Annotated in this window: 22 protein-coding genes; 11 read left to right on the top strand and 11 right to left on the bottom strand. The window is 42.6% G+C overall.

Annotated elements, in window-relative coordinates; genetic code table 11:
• The first annotated feature begins 8 nt into the window (after nucleotides 1-8).
• Both C511_RS0107635 and C511_RS0107630 read left to right on the top strand, forming a co-directional pair.
• Complete coding sequence (locus tag C511_RS0107635; RefSeq protein ID WP_024996497.1) at nucleotides 9-2,282, top strand: cation:proton antiporter; 2,274 nt, start codon at nucleotides 9-11, stop codon at nucleotides 2,280-2,282.
• Between the two features lie 44 nt (nucleotides 2,283-2,326).
• Complete coding sequence (locus tag C511_RS0107630; RefSeq protein ID WP_024996496.1) at nucleotides 2,327-2,752, top strand: HIT family protein; 426 nt, start codon at nucleotides 2,327-2,329, stop codon at nucleotides 2,750-2,752.
• A 133-nt stretch (nucleotides 2,753-2,885) separates the two neighbouring features.
• Here the strand turns inward: C511_RS0107630 and C511_RS0107625 are convergent, their stop codons facing one another.
• The 4 genes from C511_RS0107625 to C511_RS0107610 form a co-directional block, all read right to left on the bottom strand.
• Nucleotides 2,886-3,302, bottom strand: a complete 417-nt coding sequence (locus C511_RS0107625) for an RNA-binding S4 domain-containing protein (RefSeq protein ID WP_024996495.1) — start codon at nucleotides 3,300-3,302, stop codon at nucleotides 2,886-2,888.
• 5 nt (nucleotides 3,303-3,307) lie between these two features.
• Nucleotides 3,308-3,871 (bottom strand): aminoacyl-tRNA hydrolase, encoded by a 564-nt coding sequence (pth, locus tag C511_RS0107620; RefSeq protein ID WP_024996494.1) that lies wholly within the window; start codon nucleotides 3,869-3,871, stop codon nucleotides 3,308-3,310.
• A gap of 110 nt (nucleotides 3,872-3,981) precedes the next feature.
• Nucleotides 3,982-4,569: a 50S ribosomal protein L25/general stress protein Ctc gene (locus tag C511_RS0107615; protein ID WP_024996493.1), complete on the bottom strand. Its 588-nt coding sequence runs from the start codon at nucleotides 4,567-4,569 to the stop codon at nucleotides 3,982-3,984.
• Between the two features lie 141 nt (nucleotides 4,570-4,710).
• A complete protein-coding gene (locus C511_RS0107610) occupies nucleotides 4,711-5,106 on the bottom strand; it encodes a DUF3276 family protein (protein ID WP_024996492.1) in 396 nt (131 codons plus the stop codon).
• 171 nt (nucleotides 5,107-5,277) lie between these two features.
• Here C511_RS0107610 and nusB point away from each other — a divergent pair, with 171 nt between their 5' ends.
• The 6 genes from nusB to C511_RS0107580 all read left to right on the top strand — a co-directional run bounded on the left by nusB (nucleotide 5,278) and on the right by C511_RS0107580 (nucleotide 9,438).
• Nucleotides 5,278-6,201, top strand: a complete 924-nt coding sequence (gene nusB, locus C511_RS0107605; RefSeq protein WP_024996491.1) for a transcription antitermination factor NusB — start codon at nucleotides 5,278-5,280, stop codon at nucleotides 6,199-6,201.
• Between the two features lie 45 nt (nucleotides 6,202-6,246).
• Nucleotides 6,247-6,561: a preprotein translocase subunit YajC gene (yajC, locus tag C511_RS0107600; RefSeq protein WP_024996490.1), complete on the top strand. Its 315-nt coding sequence runs from the start codon at nucleotides 6,247-6,249 to the stop codon at nucleotides 6,559-6,561.
• A gap of 21 nt (nucleotides 6,562-6,582) precedes the next feature.
• Nucleotides 6,583-7,599: a CdaR family protein gene (locus C511_RS0107595; protein ID WP_024996489.1), complete on the top strand. Its 1,017-nt coding sequence runs from the start codon at nucleotides 6,583-6,585 to the stop codon at nucleotides 7,597-7,599.
• Nucleotides 7,589-8,170 (top strand): dephospho-CoA kinase, encoded by a 582-nt coding sequence (gene coaE, locus C511_RS0107590; RefSeq protein WP_027317999.1) that lies wholly within the window; start codon nucleotides 7,589-7,591, stop codon nucleotides 8,168-8,170. Before C511_RS0107595 ends, coaE begins: the two co-directional genes overlap by 11 nt.
• 118 nt (nucleotides 8,171-8,288) lie before the next feature.
• A complete protein-coding gene (locus C511_RS0107585; protein ID WP_024996488.1) occupies nucleotides 8,289-8,711 on the top strand; it encodes a DUF5606 family protein in 423 nt (140 codons plus the stop codon).
• A gap of 475 nt (nucleotides 8,712-9,186) precedes the next feature.
• Nucleotides 9,187-9,438, top strand: coding sequence for a hypothetical protein (locus C511_RS0107580; protein ID WP_024996487.1), 252 nt, complete (start codon nucleotides 9,187-9,189; stop codon nucleotides 9,436-9,438).
• A 91-nt stretch (nucleotides 9,439-9,529) separates the two neighbouring features.
• On the opposite strand, the gene clpB is transcribed toward C511_RS0107580, so the two are convergent.
• A complete protein-coding gene (gene clpB / locus C511_RS0107575; protein ID WP_024996486.1) occupies nucleotides 9,530-12,118 on the bottom strand; it encodes an ATP-dependent chaperone ClpB in 2,589 nt (862 codons plus the stop codon).
• A 281-nt stretch (nucleotides 12,119-12,399) separates the two neighbouring features.
• Between clpB and C511_RS0107570 the strand changes: the two genes are divergently transcribed.
• The 3 genes from C511_RS0107570 (at nucleotide 12,400) to C511_RS0107560 (ending at nucleotide 14,972) form a co-directional block, all read left to right on the top strand.
• Nucleotides 12,400-12,993, top strand: coding sequence for a hypothetical protein (locus C511_RS0107570; protein ID WP_024996485.1), 594 nt, complete (start codon nucleotides 12,400-12,402; stop codon nucleotides 12,991-12,993).
• Nucleotides 12,994-13,007: 14 nt separating this feature from the next.
• Nucleotides 13,008-13,904 (top strand): LysR substrate-binding domain-containing protein, encoded by an 897-nt coding sequence (locus C511_RS0107565; protein WP_024996484.1) that lies wholly within the window; start codon nucleotides 13,008-13,010, stop codon nucleotides 13,902-13,904.
• 78 nt (nucleotides 13,905-13,982) lie between these two features.
• Nucleotides 13,983-14,972 (top strand): YeiH family protein, encoded by a 990-nt coding sequence (locus C511_RS0107560; protein WP_024996483.1) that lies wholly within the window; start codon nucleotides 13,983-13,985, stop codon nucleotides 14,970-14,972.
• 155 nt (nucleotides 14,973-15,127) lie between these two features.
• On the opposite strand, the gene recA is transcribed toward C511_RS0107560, so the two are convergent.
• From recA to C511_RS0107530, 6 genes are all read right to left on the bottom strand, one after another.
• Nucleotides 15,128-16,168 carry a recombinase RecA gene (recA, locus tag C511_RS0107555; RefSeq protein WP_024996482.1) on the bottom strand — a complete coding sequence of 347 codons (1,041 nt, stop codon included), beginning with the start codon at nucleotides 16,166-16,168 and terminating at the stop codon, nucleotides 15,128-15,130.
• A gap of 29 nt (nucleotides 16,169-16,197) precedes the next feature.
• Entirely contained in the window at nucleotides 16,198-16,653 is a 456-nt protein-coding gene (gene bcp, locus C511_RS0107550) for a thioredoxin-dependent thiol peroxidase (protein ID WP_027317998.1), read from the bottom strand.
• A gap of 12 nt (nucleotides 16,654-16,665) precedes the next feature.
• On the bottom strand, nucleotides 16,666-17,859 hold the full coding sequence (locus tag C511_RS0107545) for a saccharopine dehydrogenase family protein (RefSeq protein ID WP_024996481.1): 1,194 nt from the start codon (nucleotides 17,857-17,859) through the stop codon (nucleotides 16,666-16,668).
• A 115-nt stretch (nucleotides 17,860-17,974) separates the two neighbouring features.
• On the bottom strand, nucleotides 17,975-18,706 hold the full coding sequence (locus tag C511_RS16400) for an SDR family NAD(P)-dependent oxidoreductase (RefSeq protein ID WP_226992506.1): 732 nt from the start codon (nucleotides 18,704-18,706) through the stop codon (nucleotides 17,975-17,977).
• Nucleotides 18,707-18,710: 4 nt separating this feature from the next.
• Entirely contained in the window at nucleotides 18,711-19,700 is a 990-nt protein-coding gene (locus C511_RS0107535; protein WP_024996479.1) for an iron ABC transporter permease, read from the bottom strand.
• 11 nt (nucleotides 19,701-19,711) lie between these two features.
• The gene (locus tag C511_RS0107530) at nucleotides 19,712-20,848 is read right to left on the bottom strand and encodes an ABC transporter substrate-binding protein (RefSeq protein WP_024996478.1); all 1,137 of its coding nucleotides are present in this window, start codon (nucleotides 20,846-20,848) and stop codon (nucleotides 19,712-19,714) included.
• Nucleotides 20,849-20,913: the final 65 nt, after the last annotated feature.

Raw genomic sequence — 20,913 nt, 5'->3', positions numbered from 1 at the left:
ATACGCAAATGTCACATTTACCTACCTTGATAGCCGACCTGGCACTGATTTTAATATCGGCCGGCATCATGACTTTGTTATTTAAAAAATTAAAGCAACCGTTGGTGTTGGGGTATGTAATGGCTGGATTCTTGTCTAGCCCGCATATCTCTTTTACTCCTTCGGTGATGGACACGGCCAATATTCAGACGTGGGCCGACATCGGCGTTATCTTTTTATTATTTGCTTTGGGACTGGAGTTCAGTTTCAAAAAAATAGTCAAGGTGGGAGGTACAGCGGTTATTGCTGCCTGTACGGTGATTTTTTGCATGATATTGCTGGGCATTGGCGTGGGCATGGCATTTGGTTGGAAACGAATGGACTGTCTCTTCCTAGGAGGAATGATTGCCATGTCGTCAACCACCATTATCTACAAGGCTTTTGAAGATATGGGACTGGGAAAGAAGAAGTTTGCCGGTCTGGTGCTGGGCATCTTGATTCTGGAAGATATCTTGGCCATTGTGTTGATGGTAATGCTTTCAACCATGGCGCTGAAAAACAATTTCGAAGGGGTCGAAATGTTCGGTAGCATTGGCAAGTTGCTCTTCTTCCTGATTCTATGGTTTATTGTGGGCATCTATCTCATCCCTCAGTTTCTGAAACGGTTGCGCAAACTCATGAACCAGGAAACCTTGCTGATTGTTTCCTTGGGCTTGTGTTTTGGCATGGTGATGCTAGCGGCGCATACCGGTTTTTCGGCGGCATTCGGTGCTTTTATCATGGGATCTATTTTGGCCGAAACAGTGGAGGCTGAGTCTATCTCTCACCTAGTGAAACCGGTGAAGGATTTGTTTGGCGCTGTATTTTTCGTATCGGTGGGCATGATGGTTAACCCCGCTATGATTGTAGAATACGCTGTTCCTATTTGTGTGATTACCTTGGTGGTAATTGGCGGACAGGCCATCTTCGGCACCTTTGGCGTTGTGTTGGCCGGACAGCCATTGAAAACAGCCATGCAGTGCGGCTTCAGCTTGACTCAGATTGGTGAATTTGCTTTTATCATAGCTTCGCTGGGCGTTTCATTAGGGGTGACCAGTAACTTTCTTTATCCCATTGTGGTAGCTGTTTCGGTGATAACTACCTTTATGACTCCTTATATGATCAGGATAGCGGGTCCCGTTTCCGACCGACTGGAGCGAAACTTGCCCGGATCGTGGCGGCGTTTTCTGACTCGTTATTCACGAGGAACGGAAACAACGATGAACCACGAAAATCTATGGAGGAAGCTTCTTGCTGCTTTGCTGCGTATCATCGTGGTTTATTCCGTATTGAGTATTGCTGTAATTGCGCTTTCGTTCCGGTACGTCATGCCGTTTTTCTACCATAACTTGCCCGCTTTCTGGAGTTCACTGCTAGGAGCAGCTTTTATGATTCTTTGTATTTCGCCCTTCTTAAGAGCTATCGTGGTCAAAAAGAACCACTCCATAGAATTTACAACGCTGTGGAATGACAGTCACGTGAACCGGGGCCCGCTGGTTTCTACCATTGTGTTTCGTGTGGTACTGGCCATTTCGTTTGTCACGTTTATCATAGCCAATCTATTCGAAGCCTCCATCGGAATTGCGTTGGGCATAGCTGTGTTGGCTGTACTGGCCATGGTGTACTCTCGCCGGTTGAAACGACATTCTATCTTTTTGGAGCGCCGTTTCATTCAGAACCTTCGTTACCGGGATCTTCAGGCCGAATACATGGGCGAGAAGAAGCCTGCCTATGCCGGAAGGTTGTTGTCGCAAGACATTCACCTCACTGATTATGAGGTACCGGGTGAATCGGCGTGGGCAGGGCGTACGCTGAAAGAATTGAATCTGGGCAGAAAATATGATGTGCATGTGGTCTCCATTCTCAGAGGGATGAAGCGAATAAACATTCCGGGAGCCGAGGAACGTATCTTTCCCATGGACAAAATTCAGGTGATTGGAACGGACGAACAACTAAACCTGTTCTCTCGTGAGATGGAGAGTGTCTCTTCTTTAGACAATGGGGCGATAGAGAATAGTACCATGGTTTTAAAACAGTTTGTTGTTGATGCCGGCTCTATTTTCAGGCACCACAAACTTCGCGACCTGGGCATTCGTGAACAATATAGGTGTTTGATAGTAGGGGTTGAGAGAGATGGAAACTCGTTGATGTCGCCCGATGTGAATGCGCCTTTTGAAGAAGGTGATGTGGTGTGGGTAGTTGGTGAAAATGACAATGTGCACCAATTAGTTAACCAAAAGAATGAAAAAGTAGACAACAAATAGGCCGGAAATACGTACTTTTGCGTAAATAAATAAAAGTAAGTATCATGAAGAGTGACCCCAAAGAATGCTTGTATTGCCAGAACAACGATACATTGCATAGTTTGATGATTGAGATAGCTCAGCTCAGTGTATCTCGCGTTTTTTTGTTTAAGGAACAAACTTACCGTGGCCGTTGTTTGGTTGCGTATAAAGATCATGTGAACGATCTTTTTGAATTGAGCGATGAAGACCGGAATGCATTTATGGCCGATGTGGCACGCGTGACCCGCGCTATGGATAAAGCTTTTCATCCGGAAAAGATAAACTACGGAGCTTATTCCGATAAGTTATCTCACCTGCATTTTCATTTGGCTCCTAAATATGTTGACGGACCCGATTATGGAAGCACTTTTCAAATGAATCCCGGCAAAGTATACCTTTCTGAAGAAGAATATAAGCAGCTGATTGACGCTGTGAAGGCTCATTTATAATTACGTAGTTCGTATAAAAGAATATCCCCTTGATTCTGTTTGGTTCATTAATAAAGCCAATTGAATCAAGGGGATATTTTATGTCGGTATGTCCATGCTCACAACTGTGTGCAACGATTTGTTTACGGTGGTGTTACTCCTCAAAATCAAAGTCGAAATCAAAATCGTCCATGAATTCGGGGTCGGTAAAGTCTTCCAAGCTACGGCGGTCTTTTTTAGTGGGGCGACCGGTCCCTCGTGCTCTGTCTACAAATCCGCTCACTTTACTCATCTCAAGCAATTCGTATTGATCGGGAGTGGTAACGTTCTCCATCACTTCGGGTACAAGCTTGGCGCCCACCCGTTTTTCAATGGCCTGCAACACCTTGAATGAATAAATGATGGGTGGCTTTTTCACCTGAATCACATCATTGGGTTTTATCATTCTGGCTGCTTTAACCTGCGAACCGTTAATGGTTACTCTTCCTTTTTTACAAGCTTCTGCGGCGATGGTACGTGTTTTGAAGATACGTACAGCCCACATCCACTTATCAATTCTGGCTTCGGGCATATTATTTATTTTTTATTAAATTGATTCATGGTAATATCAATACCTGCCAAACAAAAGCTTTTGATGATTTCGCCGGCAGTTTTCAGGCGTTCGTCCATGGTCTTCCAATCTTCCTCTTCAAAGTGTCCCAGAACGAAATCAATTTGCCCCCCTCTGGGAAACTCATTGCCGATACCGAAACGCAGACGTGCATAATTCGTAGTGCCCAAAGTGGCTGCAATGTGTTTCAAACCGTTGTGCCCGGCATCGCTTCCTTTGCTTTTTAAACGAAGGGTACCAAAAGGCAAGGCCAGATCATCAACAATAATGAGCACATTCTCCAAAGGAATATTTTCCTTCTGCATCCAGTAGCGAACTGCATTACCGCTCAGGTTCATATAGGTGGAGGGCTTCAGTAGCAAAAGCTGCCTACCTTTAACGGAGACGGAGGTTGTAAATCCGTATCGCCCGTCAACAAATGATTTTCCGGCTTCTTTTGCGAATGCATCTACTACCATAAAGCCTATGTTGTGGCGTGTTTCATGGTATTCGGGACCAATGTTTCCGAGTCCTACAATTAAATATTTCATTGCTTATTATTTAAATGAAAAACGCAAATTATCGCAGATTGACACAACTTGATGCTGTATCCTCTGCGTTAATCTGCGCTTCTTTTTATCCCCGAAGGGAAAATATCTGATTACTTACCTGCAGCAGCCAAACCTCTTGCAGCACGTGTCAATTGAACAGCGCATACAACAGCTTCTTTTGCGTTCAGAAGAGTAAGTCCTTCATAAGAAAGTTCGCCAACTTTTACAGTTTTACCCAAACCGAGGTGAGCAACTTTTACAGTCAACTTCTCAGGGATTACATTGTATAAAGCTTTCACTTTCAACTTACGCATTTGCAGAGTTAATTTACCACCGGCTTTAACACCTTCAGCAAGACCTTCCAATTGAACAGGAACTTCCATAATGATAGGCTTTAATTCGTCAATCTGGAAGAAGTCGATATGAAGGATGGTATCTTTTACCGGATGGAATTGAACATCTTTCAAAATTGCTTTTACTTTCTTACCGTCGATATCCAAATCAACTACATAAATGTGAGGAGTGTAAATAAGATTACGAACCTCGTCATTTGTTACTGTAAAGTGAACATTGTCACCTGCTCCGTAAAGTACGCAAGGTACACAGTTGTTTTTACGAAGTGCTTTTAGAGCTCTGCTCTGCTCTGAAGAGTGTTCTGCAATGGTTCTTGCAGTACCTTTTACTTCAATTGATTTCATTTTTTAATTTTTTTGTGTTACTCTAAATTAAGTTTATTTGTTTGCTTAACTCACCATCACACGATGTGGTATATCACACGATGTTGCAAAAAGCGGTGCAAAAGTACGCTTTTCGTTTGATTTATCAAAGCAATCCGATGATTATTCGAAGTCTATATCAAACTTTATTTCCGTTCCAATCTCTGTTTTGCCTAGATTTTCTTCTAAATCAACCTCAAGCTTTTCCTTTTTGTCACTATCATCAAGTGCTAACGGTTGTTTCTTGTTGATGAAAGCAATTGCTTGTGTTAGTCCGGTCATGAATTTCTCAAAATCTTCTTTATATAAAAAGATTTTATGTTTTTCGAAACTAACCTGAGAATCATCTCCTTCGCTCATTACTATTTTCTTGCTCTCTGTGATTGCAAGAAACATTTCATCTTTTCGATTCTTCTTTACATCAAGGTAGTAAATGCGTTTACCTGCCTTAATGGATTTTGAAAAGACAATCTCCTTATCATTTAAATCCATCGCATTTTTCTTTTTAAAATCTTCCATAACGTTTGGGGTAATTTCTAAAGTCGGCCCAAAATTGATACTTTTTTTTAAACTGTCAAAAGAAAAAGGACATAGAATCAAATACTATGCAAAAAAATGTGATTTATTTGGGTTTACTCACCGAAAATAGCTACTTTTGCAATTCGTTAATAACAGTATTGATTAAAATTTATGATTAACAGAGTTCTTATTCGTCTTAAAATCATACAGCTAGTGTATGCGTACTATCAGAACGGCAGCAAAAATTTAGACTCAGCGGAGAAAGAATTGTTTTTTAGCCTTTCAAAGGCTTATGACTTGTATAATTACCTGCTGATGTTGATGGTTGCTTTGACGAACTACGCACAAAAGCGTGTTGATGCGGGAAAAGCTAAATTAGCACCGACTTCGGAAGATTTATCACCCAACATGAAGTTCATTGAAAACAAGTTTGTTGCTCAGCTTGAGGTTAATAAACAATTACTGGAGTTTATCTCCAACCAAAAGAAAACCTGGGATAACGATCAGGAATTCGTGAAAGAACTTTATGACAAGATCACTGCTTCTGATTTGTATAAGGAGTATATGGCTTCTTCCGATTCTTCTTATGAAGCCGATCGTGAGTTATGGAGAAAGTTATATAAATCTTTTGTTTTTAATAATGATTCGCTTGATCAGGTGTTGGAAGATCAAAGTTTGTATTGGAATGACGACAAGGAAATTGTTGATACATTCGTATTGAAAACAATCAAAAGATTTGAAGAAAGCAAAGGTGCTTCGCAACCTTTGCTGCCGGAATTTAAAGACGATGAGGACCAGGAGTTCGCGCGTCGCTTGTTCCGCAGAACGATATTGAACGGTGATTACTACCGCCACTTAATCAGTGATAATACCCGTAACTGGGATCTTGATCGTGTGGCTTTTATGGATGTGGTTATCATGCAGTGTGCTTTGGCTGAGATTTTGAGTTTCCCTAATATTCCTATTAGTGTTTCATTGAATGAGTATGTTGAAATAGCTAAGCTCTACAGTACAGCGAAGAGCGGAAGCTTTATTAATGGTACACTCGATGGAATAGTTAATCAATTGAAAAAGGAAGGTAAACTAACAAAATAATAATACCTTTGTAACTAGTAGATTAAAAACTAAAAAACGATTTTTATGACTTTATTGACTGTATTTCTGCAAGGAGCTCCTGCAGCAGGAGGAGGAAGTATGATGTGGATTATGCTGATTGCTATGTTTGCTATCATGTATTTCTTCATGATTCGTCCTCAGAACAAGAAACAAAAAGAGATTGCCAACTTCCGTAAATCACTCGAAGTAAATCAAAGAGTGGTTACTGCCGGTGGTATTTATGGCAAAATAAAAGAAGTAGGTGACGATTATGTGATTCTTGAAATTGCCGATAATGTGAAAGTCAGAATAGATAAGAATTCTGTTTTCGCGGCAGCGGCAGATACTGAGAAAAAATAAAGATTTTAATAAATAATGACCATGTTCAGATTACGGAACATAAAGTGTCTTTATTTGAAATCTATAAGAAGGATTAAGGGCTTTCTGCTTAGTGATAAGAGCAGAGAGTTCTTAATTTTTTTATTCTTTTACTTCATAGCTAGTGCGTTCTGGCTTTTACAAACACTAAACAACGATTACGAAACAGAATTCTCTATTCCTGTGCGCCTGAGAGGCGTGCCCGATAATGTGATGCTGACAACAGAACCGCCTGCTGAGATTAAAATCAAAGTAAAGGATAAGGGTACGGTACTGCTGAATTACATGCTGGGAAAAAGTTTTCTACCAATCACTTTGAACTTTCCGTTGAGTAAAACAACTAGTAGTCGCGTCAAGGTGAATTGGGCAGATATAGAGAAACAGGTAACCGGACAGTTAGGCGCTTCAACGCGTTTGCTTGCTGTGAATCCCGATACGCTGGAATATTACTTCTCCACAGGGAAATCCAAAAAGGTTCCGGTTAGGCTCATTGGTAAATTAACACCGGCCCGTCAGTATTATATTGCTGATACGCTCTTTTCTCCCGATTCGGTATTGGTTTATGCGCCTCCCTTTATTTTAGATACGTTGACGGCTGCTTATACGCAACGGCTTAATCTCACGGGTATGACCGATACCCTCATTCACCACATTTCTCTTTCAAAGGTAAAGGGGGCCAAGTTTGTTCCCGATCAGTTGAATATGGTATTACCCATAGACTTGTACACTGAGAAGACCGTTGAGGTTCCTGTCAGGGGCATTAATTTTCCGGCCGACAAGGTACTGAGAACTTTCCCTTCAAAAGTACAACTTACTTTTCAGGTAGGGGTTAGTCGCTTCAAGAGTATCAATGCCGATGATTTTGTGCTCAATGTGTCTTATGAGGAGTTGCTCCATTTGGGTGGGAAGGATAAATATGCAGTGAAGATAAAGAGTGTGCCTCGGGGTGCAAGTCATGTGCGCATTTATCCGCCTGCTGTTGACTTTTTAATAGAGCAAGCTACCGTATATGAGTATTAAAATTGGCATAACAGGTGGTATAGGGAGTGGAAAAAGTGTTGTTTCAAAGCTGCTCCAACTCATGGGAGTTCCCGTTTATATTGCAGATGTGGAGTCGAAACGACTTACGGAAACTGATCCGGATATACGTGCCGCATTAATATCCCTTTTGGGTGATGAGGTATACCAAGATGGCAAACTGAACAGGCCCTTGCTGGCTTCATACATTTTTGGGAATAAAGATAACCTGACTATGGTTAATGGAATCATTCACCCCCGCATAAAAGATGATTTTCGTCGTTGGGCGCAGTCACATTCTTCTTACCCCATTGTGGGTATTGAAGCTGCCATTCTGATTGAAGCCGGTTTTACGGAGGATGTTGACCAGGTGGTTCTTGTTTATGCTCCCCAAGAAATAAGGCTGCGGAGAGCCGTGAGCAGAGATGCTTGTGCGGCAGAGCAGATCCAACAAAGAATGCGTAACCAGATGCCCGACGAAGATAAAATGGCATTTGCTCATCACATCATTTATAATGACGACAAGCAGGCGTTGATTCCTCAACTTGGCGCATTAATAAAGACTTTGGCCTGATAGACGTTTCCTAATATATGTTTAAATCCTCCTTTTTTATGATGTTAAGGTTGCTCATCTCATTACTGAATATTACTTTTGCTTTCCAAACAGTTTAAAAATAAAAGTAAAATTTACTATGCTGAAAACCATTATGTCGATCTCAGGTAAACCGGGATTATATAAACTCATTTCAAAAGGCAAAAACATGCTGATAGTAGAATCGTTGTCGGCAGACAAAAAGCGTATTCCTGCTTATGGCCACGAGAAAATGATATCATTAGGTGATATTGCTATATTCGTTGAAGATGGTGAGGCACCTTTAAAGGACGTGTTGACTGCCATCAAAGAGAAAGAAAACGGCAACGTAGCATCTATTGATGTTAAGAAAGCAGATGATAAAGCTCTTAATGCTTATTTGGCTGAAGTATTACCCGATTTTGATCGTGATCGTGTGTATTCTAGAGATATCAAAAAATTGATTTCTTGGTATAACATACTTGTAACGAATGGTATTACTGAATTTAATGGAGCAGCGACTGAAGAAACAGCTGCTGAATAAACTAATTGATTTATCTATAAAAAAGCATGGAAATAGTTGATATATTTCCATGTTTTTTTGTGTCTGTATCTCCTTTTAATATGCTTTTATAAGGCAGTTTGACTCAATTTTAATATTTCTCCTATCAGCATAAATATTTCTCTTCATTTTTTTGTTTATTTTATCCTTTTCAATATCTTTGTTTTATCGTTTAGAGAGCCAATCATAGCTCCTGATACGAAAAATATAAGAAGTAAATTTCAAAGCGTTTTTGCATATTATCTGGTACTTGAAATCTGGACAATTTCACTATTCAGAGATAATAAATAAACGCTCCTGCTCAGCTGTATATCCAATATATAGTATAAGAGCGTGGGCTATTGTGTATTATTTGAATAGTGGGCAGGTCCAGAGCCTCAGGTACAATAATAACAATAGTTTCCACGCTTTCTTTATTTAATAGCCTGGCAAAGGAAACTACGGGCATTTTATAAACATGGAATTATTTGATAACAGAGAAGTTGCTGTAGATGTTAACCAGCATGATGGCATATTGCGTGTTTGCAATATCATGCCGGGTTCCATGGTGTTTTTATACACGCATCATGGGATAAAAATGGCTGAATGGGAATATGAGAGGGGTGACATCTGTTTTCAGTTGCCCGAAAAAGGGAATTATGTATTGGTTATCACTCATTTGGCTTGTAACATTGTAGTGAAACAAATTCTTTACGGAGTCTATTTATAACCTGAGCTTTTCAATGAAGAGAGGCTGTTTGTCACGCTTTGTCGTGTGCAAACAGCCTTGTTTCTTGAAAAGGCATCACTAAACCGCCTTTTTAGTTTCTGAATACCAAACTCTCACCGAATGAATCGACAATAATGGGTTTGTTTCTGTCAACATCCTGTGCCAACATCTTCTTAGACAGATCATTCAACAAATAACGCTGAATGGCTCTTTTAACCGGACGGGCACCAAACTCCGGATCGTATCCGGCCTTGGCAATAAACTCTATAGCCTCATTGGTCAATTCCAAATTTACACCATTGCCGGCAAGCATTTTTTGTACGCTTCCTATTTGCAGGAGTACAATCTGCCTGATCTCTTTCTCAGTCAGCGGCAAGAACATGATGGTTTCGTCAATACGGTTTAGAAACTCGGGTCGAATGGACTTCTTGAGCATGTTCATGACTTCTCGTTTAGTCTCTTCAACAATAGCCTCTTTGTTACCACTGTTTAACTTCTCCATCTGACTCTGAATGTAACTGCTACCCATGTTAGAGGTCATGATGATGATGGTATTTTTAAAGTTTACCACGCGGCCTTTGTTGTCTGTGAGGCGCCCGTCATCCAGTACTTGCAACAAGATGTTGAATACGTCAGGATGTGCCTTTTCAATCTCGTCGAACAAAACAACCGAGTAGGGTTTTCTTCGGATGGCTTCGGTAAGCTGTCCGCCTTCATCATACCCCACGTATCCAGGAGGAGCTCCAACCAAACGCGAAACACTGTGTTTCTCTTGGTACTCACTCATGTCGATACGCGTCATCATGGTTTCATCGTCAAACAAAAACTCGGCAAGCGCTTTGGCCAGCTCCGTTTTTCCCACACCCGTAGTTCCCAGGAAAATGAAAGAACCAATGGGGCGTTTCGGGTCTTGCAGTCCGGCCCGGCTGCGTCGCACAGCATCGGACACTGCTTCAATGGCCTCATCCTGTCCGATTACCCGTTGGTGTAACTCTTCTTCCAGATTCAGGAGCTTATCCTTTTCGCTCTGAAGCATTTTGCTCACCGGAATACCGGTCCACCGGGAAACCACATCGGCAATGTCTTCCGCGTCAACCTCTTCTTTAATCATGGCACTGTCACCCTGCATCTCGTGCAGTTTGCGCTGTGTGTCTTCAATCTCCTTGTTCAGCGCCTGAAGTTTACCGTATCTGATTTCAGCCACCTTGCCGTAATCACCTTCCCGTTCGGCCTTCTCGGCTTCGAATTTGAGATTCTCAATTTCAATTTTGTTTTGCTGAATTTGGTTCACCAGCTCTTTCTCACTTTGCCATTTGGCTTTGAACGAGTTTTCCTGCTCTTTTAGTTCGGCAATCTCTTTGTTGAGTTGTTGCAGTTTCACTTCATCTCTTTCACGTTTGATGGCTTCACGCTCAATTTCGAGCTGCTTAATCTTACGCGAAATTTCATCCAGCTCTTCAGGCACCGAGTCGACCTCCATTCGTAACTTGGCAGCCGCTTCATCCATCAGGTCGATGGCCTTGTCGGGCAAAAAACGATCGGTGATGTAACGATTGCTTAGTTCCACGGCAGCAATAATTGCATCATCTTTGATACGAACCTTGTGGTGATTTTCGTAACGCTCCTTCAGTCCACGCAGAATAGATACGGTGCTTAGTGTATCGGGCTCGTTAACCTGAACAATCTGAAAACGACGTTCCAATGCCTTATCCTTTTCGAAATATTTCTGGTATTCATCCAGTGTGGTTGCACCAATGGAGCGCAATTCACCTCGTGCCAAAGCCGGTTTGAGTATGTTGGCCGCATCCATAGCCCCTTCACCTTTTCCGGCTCCAACTAATGTGTGGATCTCGTCGATGAAGAGAATGATGTTCCCGTCGGACTTGATAACCTCGTTGATAACCGATTTCAGCCGCTCTTCGAACTCTCCTTTGTATTTGGCACCGGCAACGAGCGCTCCCATATCCAATGAGTAAACCTGTTTGTTTTTCAGGTTCTCGGGCACATCACCCCGTAGAATACGATGCGCCAATCCCTCAACGATGGCTGTTTTACCCGTACCCGGTTCACCTATTAATATGGGGTTGTTCTTGGTGCGTCGGCTTAATATTTGCAACACACGGCGAATCTCCTCGTCGCGCCCGATAACCGGGTCGAGTTTCCCGTTACGTGCTGCCTCGTTTAAGTTGACGGCATATTTCTCCAGACTCTGGTATGTATCTTCGCTGGATTGTGAAGTGACCTTTTCTCCTTTGCGAAGTTCATTGATGGCAGCCCGAAGTTCCTTCTCAATCATCCCGGCATCTTTCAAGATGGTAGAAACCGTGCTTTTGACAACGAGTAAAGCCAGCAATAGATGTTCCAGCGATACAAATTCGTCGCCCATTTCCTTAGAGTACTGAGTTGCCTTTTGAAAAACCTCATTGGTTTCACGGCTCAAATACGGTTCGCCACCCGATACCTTGGGCAGAGATTCCATCTGCTTGTCGACCACCAAAGCAACTTGCTGACCGTTCATTCCCAGCTTCTGAAAGATAAAGTTAGTTACGTTTTCGCCCACCTTCATCACGGCGTGCAATACATGAACAGGATCAATGGCCTGCTGGCCCCTGCTTTGAGCAAGATTCACAGCCTCTTGTACTGCCTCTTGCGATTTGATAGTAAAATTGTTAAAGTTCATATAGTTAGTTCTCCTTTCTTCTTGTTTAGTAATGAAATAACAACTGATAGGGTGCAAAAGTTTTGCCAACGGCGTTTTACTGACTATTTTTCAGTTAAGCATTGTCTTATGGAGACAAAAAGTCAGTTAAGGAACTGTTTACTTGTTTATTTTCTGACGTTTTGTTTCAATCAATGTTCCCTGAAACCGGACTGAAGGCAACTATCCGGATAAAGAAAGGAGAAGCTTTAGCGCTAGAAAGAACTTTTTCATTATCTTTATACCCTCAAATAAAATAATACATGAAAAAATTAAATTTTGCGCCCACTGTTATTGCGATTGATGCTGCTTATGTAAACCGTTTAACAGCTAGTTTAAAAGAGTTTTCTGAAAAAATAGATTTCAATGCCAAAGAGAAAGGAGATATAGTAAAGTATGTAAGGTGCATTTTGTTCGATGCTAAATTCCCTTATGTACCCAACAATCAGGTACAGGTGATTTTTACGTATGACAAAGACTCGGAGCTGCTGCCCGATTTGACGCCTTCGTCACTAAGTACTGAACTCAATGGAGTTGCCTGTTGTGATGCAGGCTATGAGTTTTTATTCTCCAGTGTTCCTACTGAAGATTTAATCTCTCCCGAAGGTCTGTTCCTCGATTTGCTGGATATACTCCTGGAGTCCAAAGATATCACACAATTAATTGTTGTCGGGGATAACGATGTGTATCCGGAATCGATACATCAAAAACTGGTAGACTATATCTTTGATATTAATTCAGAGAAGAAGGATATTGTAAGAATGCTTTCTAAATCGTCTGCTGTTGAGCTGCCCTACCGATGGGATAGCGCACTGTTACCTATTATGGCGACAATGGACAATACAGAACGTTATTAAAATACAGTTCGCCAATGTCTGATTTCCGTTTAAAAGTCTTTCAGCATGTAGCCAAGAACTTGAGCTTTACCAAGGCTTCACAAGAACTTTTTATCAGTCAGCCTGCCATTACCAAGCACATACAGGAATTGGAATCTACCTACCAGGTGCGCTTGTTCGACAGGCTAGGCAATAAAATTACACTGACCGAAGCCGGAAAACTATTGCTACAGCATAGCGAGCGCATACTGGATGACTACAAACGGTTGGCGTATGAAATGAATTTGCTTCATAACGCTTATACAGGCGAGCTACGATTGGGTGCCAGTACAACGATTGCCCAATATGTATTACCACCATTACTGGGGAGCTTCATCGAGAAGTTCCCCCAAGTAAAACTCTCCCTCTTTAACGGCAATTCACGAGATGTGGAAACGGCACTTCAGGAGCACCGAATTGATTTGGGACTCGTTGAGGGTATCGTTCGCCTGCCTCAATTGAAATACACTGATTTCCTAGATGATGAACTGGTGGCCATTGTAAATCCCGGTAGCAAACTGCGCATGGCCGATGAAATACTCCCACAAGATTTACCGAATATACCTTTGGTGCTTCGCGAACGAGGATCGGGTACACTCGATGTATTCGAGAAAGCCTTGCAACAACATGACCTGCGACTTTCTGCCTTAAACGTGTTGCTCTACTTGGGAAGCACGGAAAGTATCAAATTATTCCTGAGCAATTCTGACTGCATGGGCATTGTATCCGTGCGTTCGGTAAGCCGCGAGCTAATGGCGGGCATGTACCGCGTCATCGATATAAAAGGAATGCCTATGCAACGAACCTTTAGTTTTGCACAAATGCAAGGGCAGGAGGGAGGTTTGGCGCAAGTCTTCATGCAATATGCCTTACTTCATAATAAAAAGTTATAGATCATAAAAAGAAACGATTGGCGTAATTCGCAAAAGCACTCTACCTTTGCACCCATAAACATATAAATAATATAAGATATGGCAGCAATGACTGAATGCCTCAAGGCAAATAACAAATTCGTTTACGTATCACTTCTGGTTATTCAAACCTTGGTTTTACTGATTGATTTTATACCCGGTGCATCTCCTTATACGCATTGGTTAACACCGCCTGTAGCCTTGTTTCTGGGTTTGGCTTTCGCGTTGCTTTGCGGACAGGCGCATCCTAAGTTCAACAAGAAAACATCAAAATACTTACTTCAATATTCGGTGGTGGGACTGGGTTTCGGTATGAATCTGCATGCCGCTTTGGCTTCGGGCAAAGAAGGGATGGAATTTACGATTCTTTCTGTGGTGGGTACCATGCTGATTGGTTGGTTTATCGGTCGTAAAGTACTGAAAGTAGATAGAGATACATCTTACCTCATCAGCTCGGGAACAGCCATTTGCGGAGGTAGTGCCATTGCGGCTGTGGGACCTGTTTTGCGAGCGAAAGACAGTGAAATGTCTGTGGCACTAGGTACTATTTTCGTTCTGAATGCCATCGCTCTGTTTGTCTTTCCTGTCATCGGACATTGGCTGGGCATGAGTCAGCACGAGTTCGGCACGTGGGCAGCCATCGCCATTCATGATACCAGTTCGGTGGTAGGTGCCGGCGCTGCTTACGGAGAAGAAGCCTTGAAAGTAGCCACAACCATTAAGCTCACTCGCGCTTTGTGGATTATACCCTTGGCTTTTGTCACTTCGTTCCTCTTCAAAAGCAAAGGGCAAAAAGTAAGCATCCCTTGGTTTATATTCTTCTTCATTCTGGCTATGGTGGTGAATACCTATTTGCTTACCGGGGTACCTCAGGTAGGACAGACTATTAATTACATTGCCCGTAAGGGATTAACGATTACTCTTTTCTTTATAGGTGCTTCTCTGTCGCGTGATGTGTTGAAGTCGGTAGGTATAAAACCGCTTGTTCAGGGAGTACTCTTGTGGATGGTAATTAGTCTGGGCACACTGGCTTATATCTATTGGTTTTAAAGAGCGTTTCCTACATGGTTATTGCATCTATGTTTTAATCTTTAGACGTAGGCGTTCTTGCTTTTGTTACAGTACAAGCAAAAAAAAGTTCTGCTCAGAAAGTCCGGTTGTTTTCGGTTTCTGAGCAGAACTTCTATATAATAAGCAACGGTTGGTTATTTACCTTCCTGCATCTTTTCAAAGATGAGCTTTTCTAATTCCTCTGCCAATTCAGGATTATCGGAAACGCATTGCTTAGCAGCGTCACGACCTTGTCCCAGCTTGGTTTCGTTGTAGCTATACCACGAACCGCTCTTTTTGATAACACCTAGCTCAGCTCCCAAATCAATAATCTCGCCCGAACGAGAGATTCCTTCGCCAAACATAATGTCGAACTCCGCTTTGCGGAAAGGAGGTGCTACTTTGTTCTTCACCACCTTTACACGAGTTTGGTTACCAATTACATCTTCACCGTCTTTGAGTTGTGTCGATCTGCGGATATCCAGACGAACAGAAGCGTAGAACTTCAGTGCGTTACCACCCGTTGTTGTTTCGGGGTTACCGAACATCACTCCAATCTTTTCGCGCAACTGGTTGATAAAGATGCAGGTAGTGCGTGTTTTGCTGACGGCAGCCGTTAGCTTACGCAAAGCCTGAGACATCAGTCGGGCTTGCAATCCCACTTTGTTATCACCCATATCTCCTTCAATTTCAGCTTTCGGAGTCAGTGCTGCAACAGAGTCGATTACGATAATATCGATGGCCGATGAACGGATTAATTGCTCGGCAATTTCCAAAGCCTGTTCGCCGTTGTCGGGTTGAGAAATCCACAAATTGTCGATGTCAACACCCAGTTTGGCAGCATAAAAGCGGTCGAATGCATGTTCCGCATCGATGAACGCTGCTATACCACCGGCCTTTTGAGCTTCGGCAATGGCATGAATGGCGAGCGTTGTTTTTCCCGATGATTCCGGACCATATATTTCAATGATTCTTCCTCTGGGATAGCCTCCTACGCCTAGTGCGGCATTAAGAGCTATTGATCCTGTTGGGATTACTTCGACTTGTTCCACACTGTTATCGCCCATTTTCATGATAGAACCTTTACCGAAGTTCTTTTCTATCTTGTCCATGGCTGCCTGTAAGGCTTTTAATTTTTCGCTTGATGCCATTTTGTTCGTATCTGATTCAAAATTTAATTCGTCTTTCTTGGCCATATTATTCTTGGTTAGTAGTTTCTTGTATGCTACTTTATGTTCATTATCTGCTCGGCATGAGCCTTGGTGTTCACCTCTTTCGAATCGATGATTCGCTCAATAACCCCTTCCTCGTTGATAATGAAACTGGTTCTGAGTGTTCCCATGTAGGCTCTTCCATACATCTTCTTCTCAGCCCAAACGCCAAACTGTTCCACTAGTTTTTTATCCGTATCGGCAATTAGCGTAAAGGGTAACTCATTCTTATCAATGAATTTTTGATGAGACTTTTCGTCATCCACGCTTACCCCGATTACTTCGTAACCTGCTTTGCGCAATTCGGCATAGTTATCTCTTAAATTGCACGCCTGAGTGGTGCAGCCCGAAGTATTGTCTTTCGGGTAGAAGTAAAGCACCAGCTTTTTTCCTTTGTAATCGGCAAGGCGTATTTCTTCTCCTTTTTCGTTTATGCCCAGAACTTCCGGGGCTTTATCTCCTACTTTCATAACTTTTTTATTTTAGAGTTCAAGATCAGCATCGAATACCTCGTGCCAAGGTAAACCTTGTTTGTTGAGTTGTTCCATGAACGGATCCGGATTGAATTCTTCCACATTATTCACTCCGGGGCGGTTCCACAATCCTTTGAAGAACATCATGGCACCAATCATGGCAGGAACACCGGTTGTATAGCTTACGCCCTGCATGCCTGTTTCCTTGTAAGCAGCCTCATGGCTACAGTTGTTATACACATAATAAGTACGCTCTTTTCCGTCTTTGATTCCGCGAATGCGGCAACCGATAGAAGTTTCGCCTGTGTAGTTCTCACCCAAATCTTGTGGGTTAGGCAATACAGCCTTGAGGAACTGAATAGGAACAATCTTCTGTCCGTTATAATCAATTTCGTCGATACGAGCCATACCGATGTTCTGAATGACACGCAAGTGAGTTAAATACTCTTGTCCGAAAGTCATCCAGAAACGTGCACGCTTAATAGTGGGGAAGTTCTTCACCAAAGATTCTAATTCTTCGTGGTAAAGCAAGTATGATTCTTTAGGACCCACGTTAGGGTAAGTAATGGGTTGGTGAATTTCCAGAGAACCCGTTTCCACCCACTGACCGTTTTCGTAGTAACGACCCTTTTGCGTAATTTCGCGGATGTTGATTTCCGGATTGAAGTTAGTGGCAAAAGCCTTGTGGTGATCGCCCGCGTTACAGTCAACGATATCAAGGTAATGTATTTCATCAAAATGATGTTTTGCTGCATAAGCCGTGTAGATACCGCTCACACCCGGGTCGAAACCGCAGCCAAGGATAGCAGTCAGTCCGGCTTCCTTAAATCTTTCGTGGTAAGCCCATTGCCAGCTGTACTCAAAATGAGCTTCATCCTTTGGCTCATAGTTGGCTGTGTCCAGGTAATTGACACCGGCTTGCAAACAAGCCTCCATAATGGTAAGGTCCTGATAAGGAAGTGCCACATTAATAACCAGTTCAGGTTTGAAGTCATTGAACAGTGCAACCAGTTCTTCTACGTTGTCAGCATCTACCTGTGCTGTTTTGATAGCCGGATTACCGATGGCTTTAACAATAGCATCGCACTTTGAACGTGTGCGGCTGGCAATCATAATATCAGTGAAAGTGTCGGCATTTTGTGCCACTTTATGTGCCACTACGGTTCCTACACCCCCGGCACCAATAATAAGTACTTTACCCATTTTAATTATTTAGCTTTATATATTTAGTATCAATCTATAACAACGAACGAACAGGTTTGTTAGGTCGTCGTTTGAAATAAACAGAGCAAAGATAAAAAAATAAATCGGAACGCAATTATATATAGATCATCTTCTTTGTCATGCCTCCATCTATCACAATATTCTCTGCGTTAATAAAATTATTCTCGTGTTGGCAAAGAAAAAGGCAGGTACGGGCTATGTCTTCCGGTTTGCCTACCCGTTGTGACGGATGTTGCTCATGATCAGCGTCGGTTAATGTTTCGTAGTTATTGTTTTCTATCCACCCTGGAGCAATGGAATTGACGGTGATGCCATATTTACTCAGCGACAAAGCCAGAGCATGTGTTAGTGAATAAATTCCGCCTTTGGATGCGGCATAACCTTCACTGTGAGGCTCACTCATCAAATACCGGGTTGAGGCAATGTTGATGATACGCCCATAAGGATTAGCCTCTGTTTGTAGACTTCTGTGAACGGCCAGCAAACGAGAAGTAATGAATGCAGGGCGCAGGTTGGTTGCCAAAATCTTATCAAACTCCGCTACGGTAGTTTCTGTAATCGGAGAGAACTCACTGATACCGGCATTGTTAACGATTACGTCAATGTCGCCCCACTCATCGAATAAAACGCGCATGGTATGTTCCAGAGCTTCTTCATTCTTCACATCCGCCTCAAAAAAGCGGGCATTGGTTTGTTTGCTGAGTAGATTTCCTTTGACCACATCAACATCACAGAAAGCGACTTTTGCTCCGTCCATGCAAAATGCCTCTACAATTGCTTTGCCTATTCCGGATGCAGCTCCGGTAACAAATACACGTTTTTCCATCTGTTTATCCTTTATTTTTAATGATAATCCACACAATAACCGGGGCGCCAAACAAAGCGGTGACGGCATTAATTGGAAGAGTTCCCTGCGTACCCGGAAGTTGAGAAATAATATCACACAACAACATAACGGTGGCACCACACAATATCACAGCCGGAAAAATAATGCGATGATTGGATGTTTCCATCAATCCCCTGGCGATGTGTGGCATCGTAATACCTATAAATGCGATGGGACCCGTGAATGCGGTTGATGTGCCGGCAAGTAATGCCGTGGCAAGGATGACCAGAAAACGAAGTCGCATGACGGAAATTCCCAGTCCGGCAGCGTAATTCTTTCCCAATAGAAAGATATTTAATTGCTTCTGCAGCAAGAAAGCCATAAAAAGTCCGCCCATGATAGCGAACACCATTACCCACATCTGCTCCCAACCAACGGATGATAAGCTGCCGAAGGTCCATGTGATAAAAAGCTTTAGCATGTCGGGGTTGCTGATGCTTTGCATGATGCTGACAATGGCTCCGGCAAAGTTGCCGAACATCATACCGATGATGAGTAATGACACGGTTTGGGGAATCTTGACAGAGGCCACGATGATAAGCAGCAAAACAGCAGTGGCTCCTATTACGGCAGCCAGTACCTGTCCCCAACCCGAAACAAAGGCAAAAGGAAGTGCAGCAGTGCTTAAGGTAAGCAAGGCAACTCCCAAGCTGGCACCTGAAGTCACCCCGAGTACATCCGGTCCGGCCAGCGGGTTGTGAAACAGCGTTTGCATCATCACGCCCGCCACCGATAAGGCTGCACCGGTACATATAGCTGTTAATGCTTTGGGAATGCGGTGGTTGAGAATAATTTCACGGTAAATCTCATTCCCTTCATGTCCGGTCAATGTTCCCCATATTTCACTGAGCGGAATGTTAACACTGCCCAGAATGATATCTGCCAACAATGCCATTCCGAAAGCGACGAATAATAGTGTGAATCTGTACTTCATTAGCCAGTCGGTTATTTTAGTTTCTCCATGTAAACCGTTTCGTAGTCGGGAAGCAATTCGGGGTGCAAGATGCGAATCATGTCACTCAACAATAAATCGGGTCGGGCTACACCACTTTCCCAATAATCATTCCCCCCGTTTTTATTTTTCCGCTTATTAATATTGTATACCTGTTTGTTTTTGAATGCTTTGAATAGTTGGTATTTCTTGTCTATACTTCCTAATTCCTCTAAAGACGAAGCATCGGCACCTACCCAAACATCCGCTTGTCCGAAGTGTACCAGAGCTTCTTCAATGGTACTGCTTCGGCTGCCGCTTGCTGTTGTGTCATTGGCGTAAAAGTAACTTCCTCCCGCATCACGAAACAATTGAGCGTTGTAGCTTAGTCCGGTAGGCATAGACCAACTGCCCCTGTAATCTTGTCCCGATAAAATGCCGGGTTTGTTTTGAACCTTTGAAGCAGCTGCCTTGATTTCGTTGTATCTGGTTTCAACAGAATGAAAAATACTGTCGGCCAACTGTTCTTTGTCGAAGAAAGCTCCCATGAACTTGATCCATTCTGCCCTGCCTAACAACGTTTTCTCCTGCCACTCAATATTATAAATAATAGCAATGCCAGTCTGCTTCATACGTTTGCTGTTCTCATCATCGGCGTTATAAGCCGATGTCATAATAGCTTGCGGATGCAATAAGATGAGATTCTCTATGTCCAGATTGAACGCATCTCCCAAATCTTTTATCTTTCCTTCTGCCACCCCTTTTAAGATAGTAGGGTTATAGATATAGGCAGAACTAAACACCCCTTTTACTTTATCAAGCTCTCCCAATAACTCCATAAACCCTAAATGTGTTGCCGAGTTGATCATCAGCGATTGCAAAGGGATTTTTATTTTATGACCATTTTCAGGAACCCGAACCTTCTCGTCTTTAACCAAGTAATACGTATCGTATACCTCGTTGTTCTGCCACGGATTATATACGGTTACCGTTGTGTAATCAGTGTTGTGAACGATGCTGAAGCGTTTGGCGTATAACAAATCTACAGGTTTGCCTTCAGCTACCTCCGAGTTACGATTTTGCTTGGAATTGCCACAAGACAGGAGCAATAAGCACAGAGGCAGGTATAGTAAACAAAGCAATTTCTTCATTCGTTTTTTTATTTAAAATGATTCAGTACACAAAGATATTCATTTTATAAATACCACAGTCTTTA

It is taken from the genome of Bacteroides graminisolvens DSM 19988 = JCM 15093 (genome assembly GCF_000428125.1).
Classification (GTDB): domain Bacteria; phylum Bacteroidota; class Bacteroidia; order Bacteroidales; family Bacteroidaceae; genus Bacteroides; species Bacteroides graminisolvens.
Note: the sequence above shows the minus strand (reverse complement) of the source record. Positions and strands in the feature narration are given on the sequence as shown.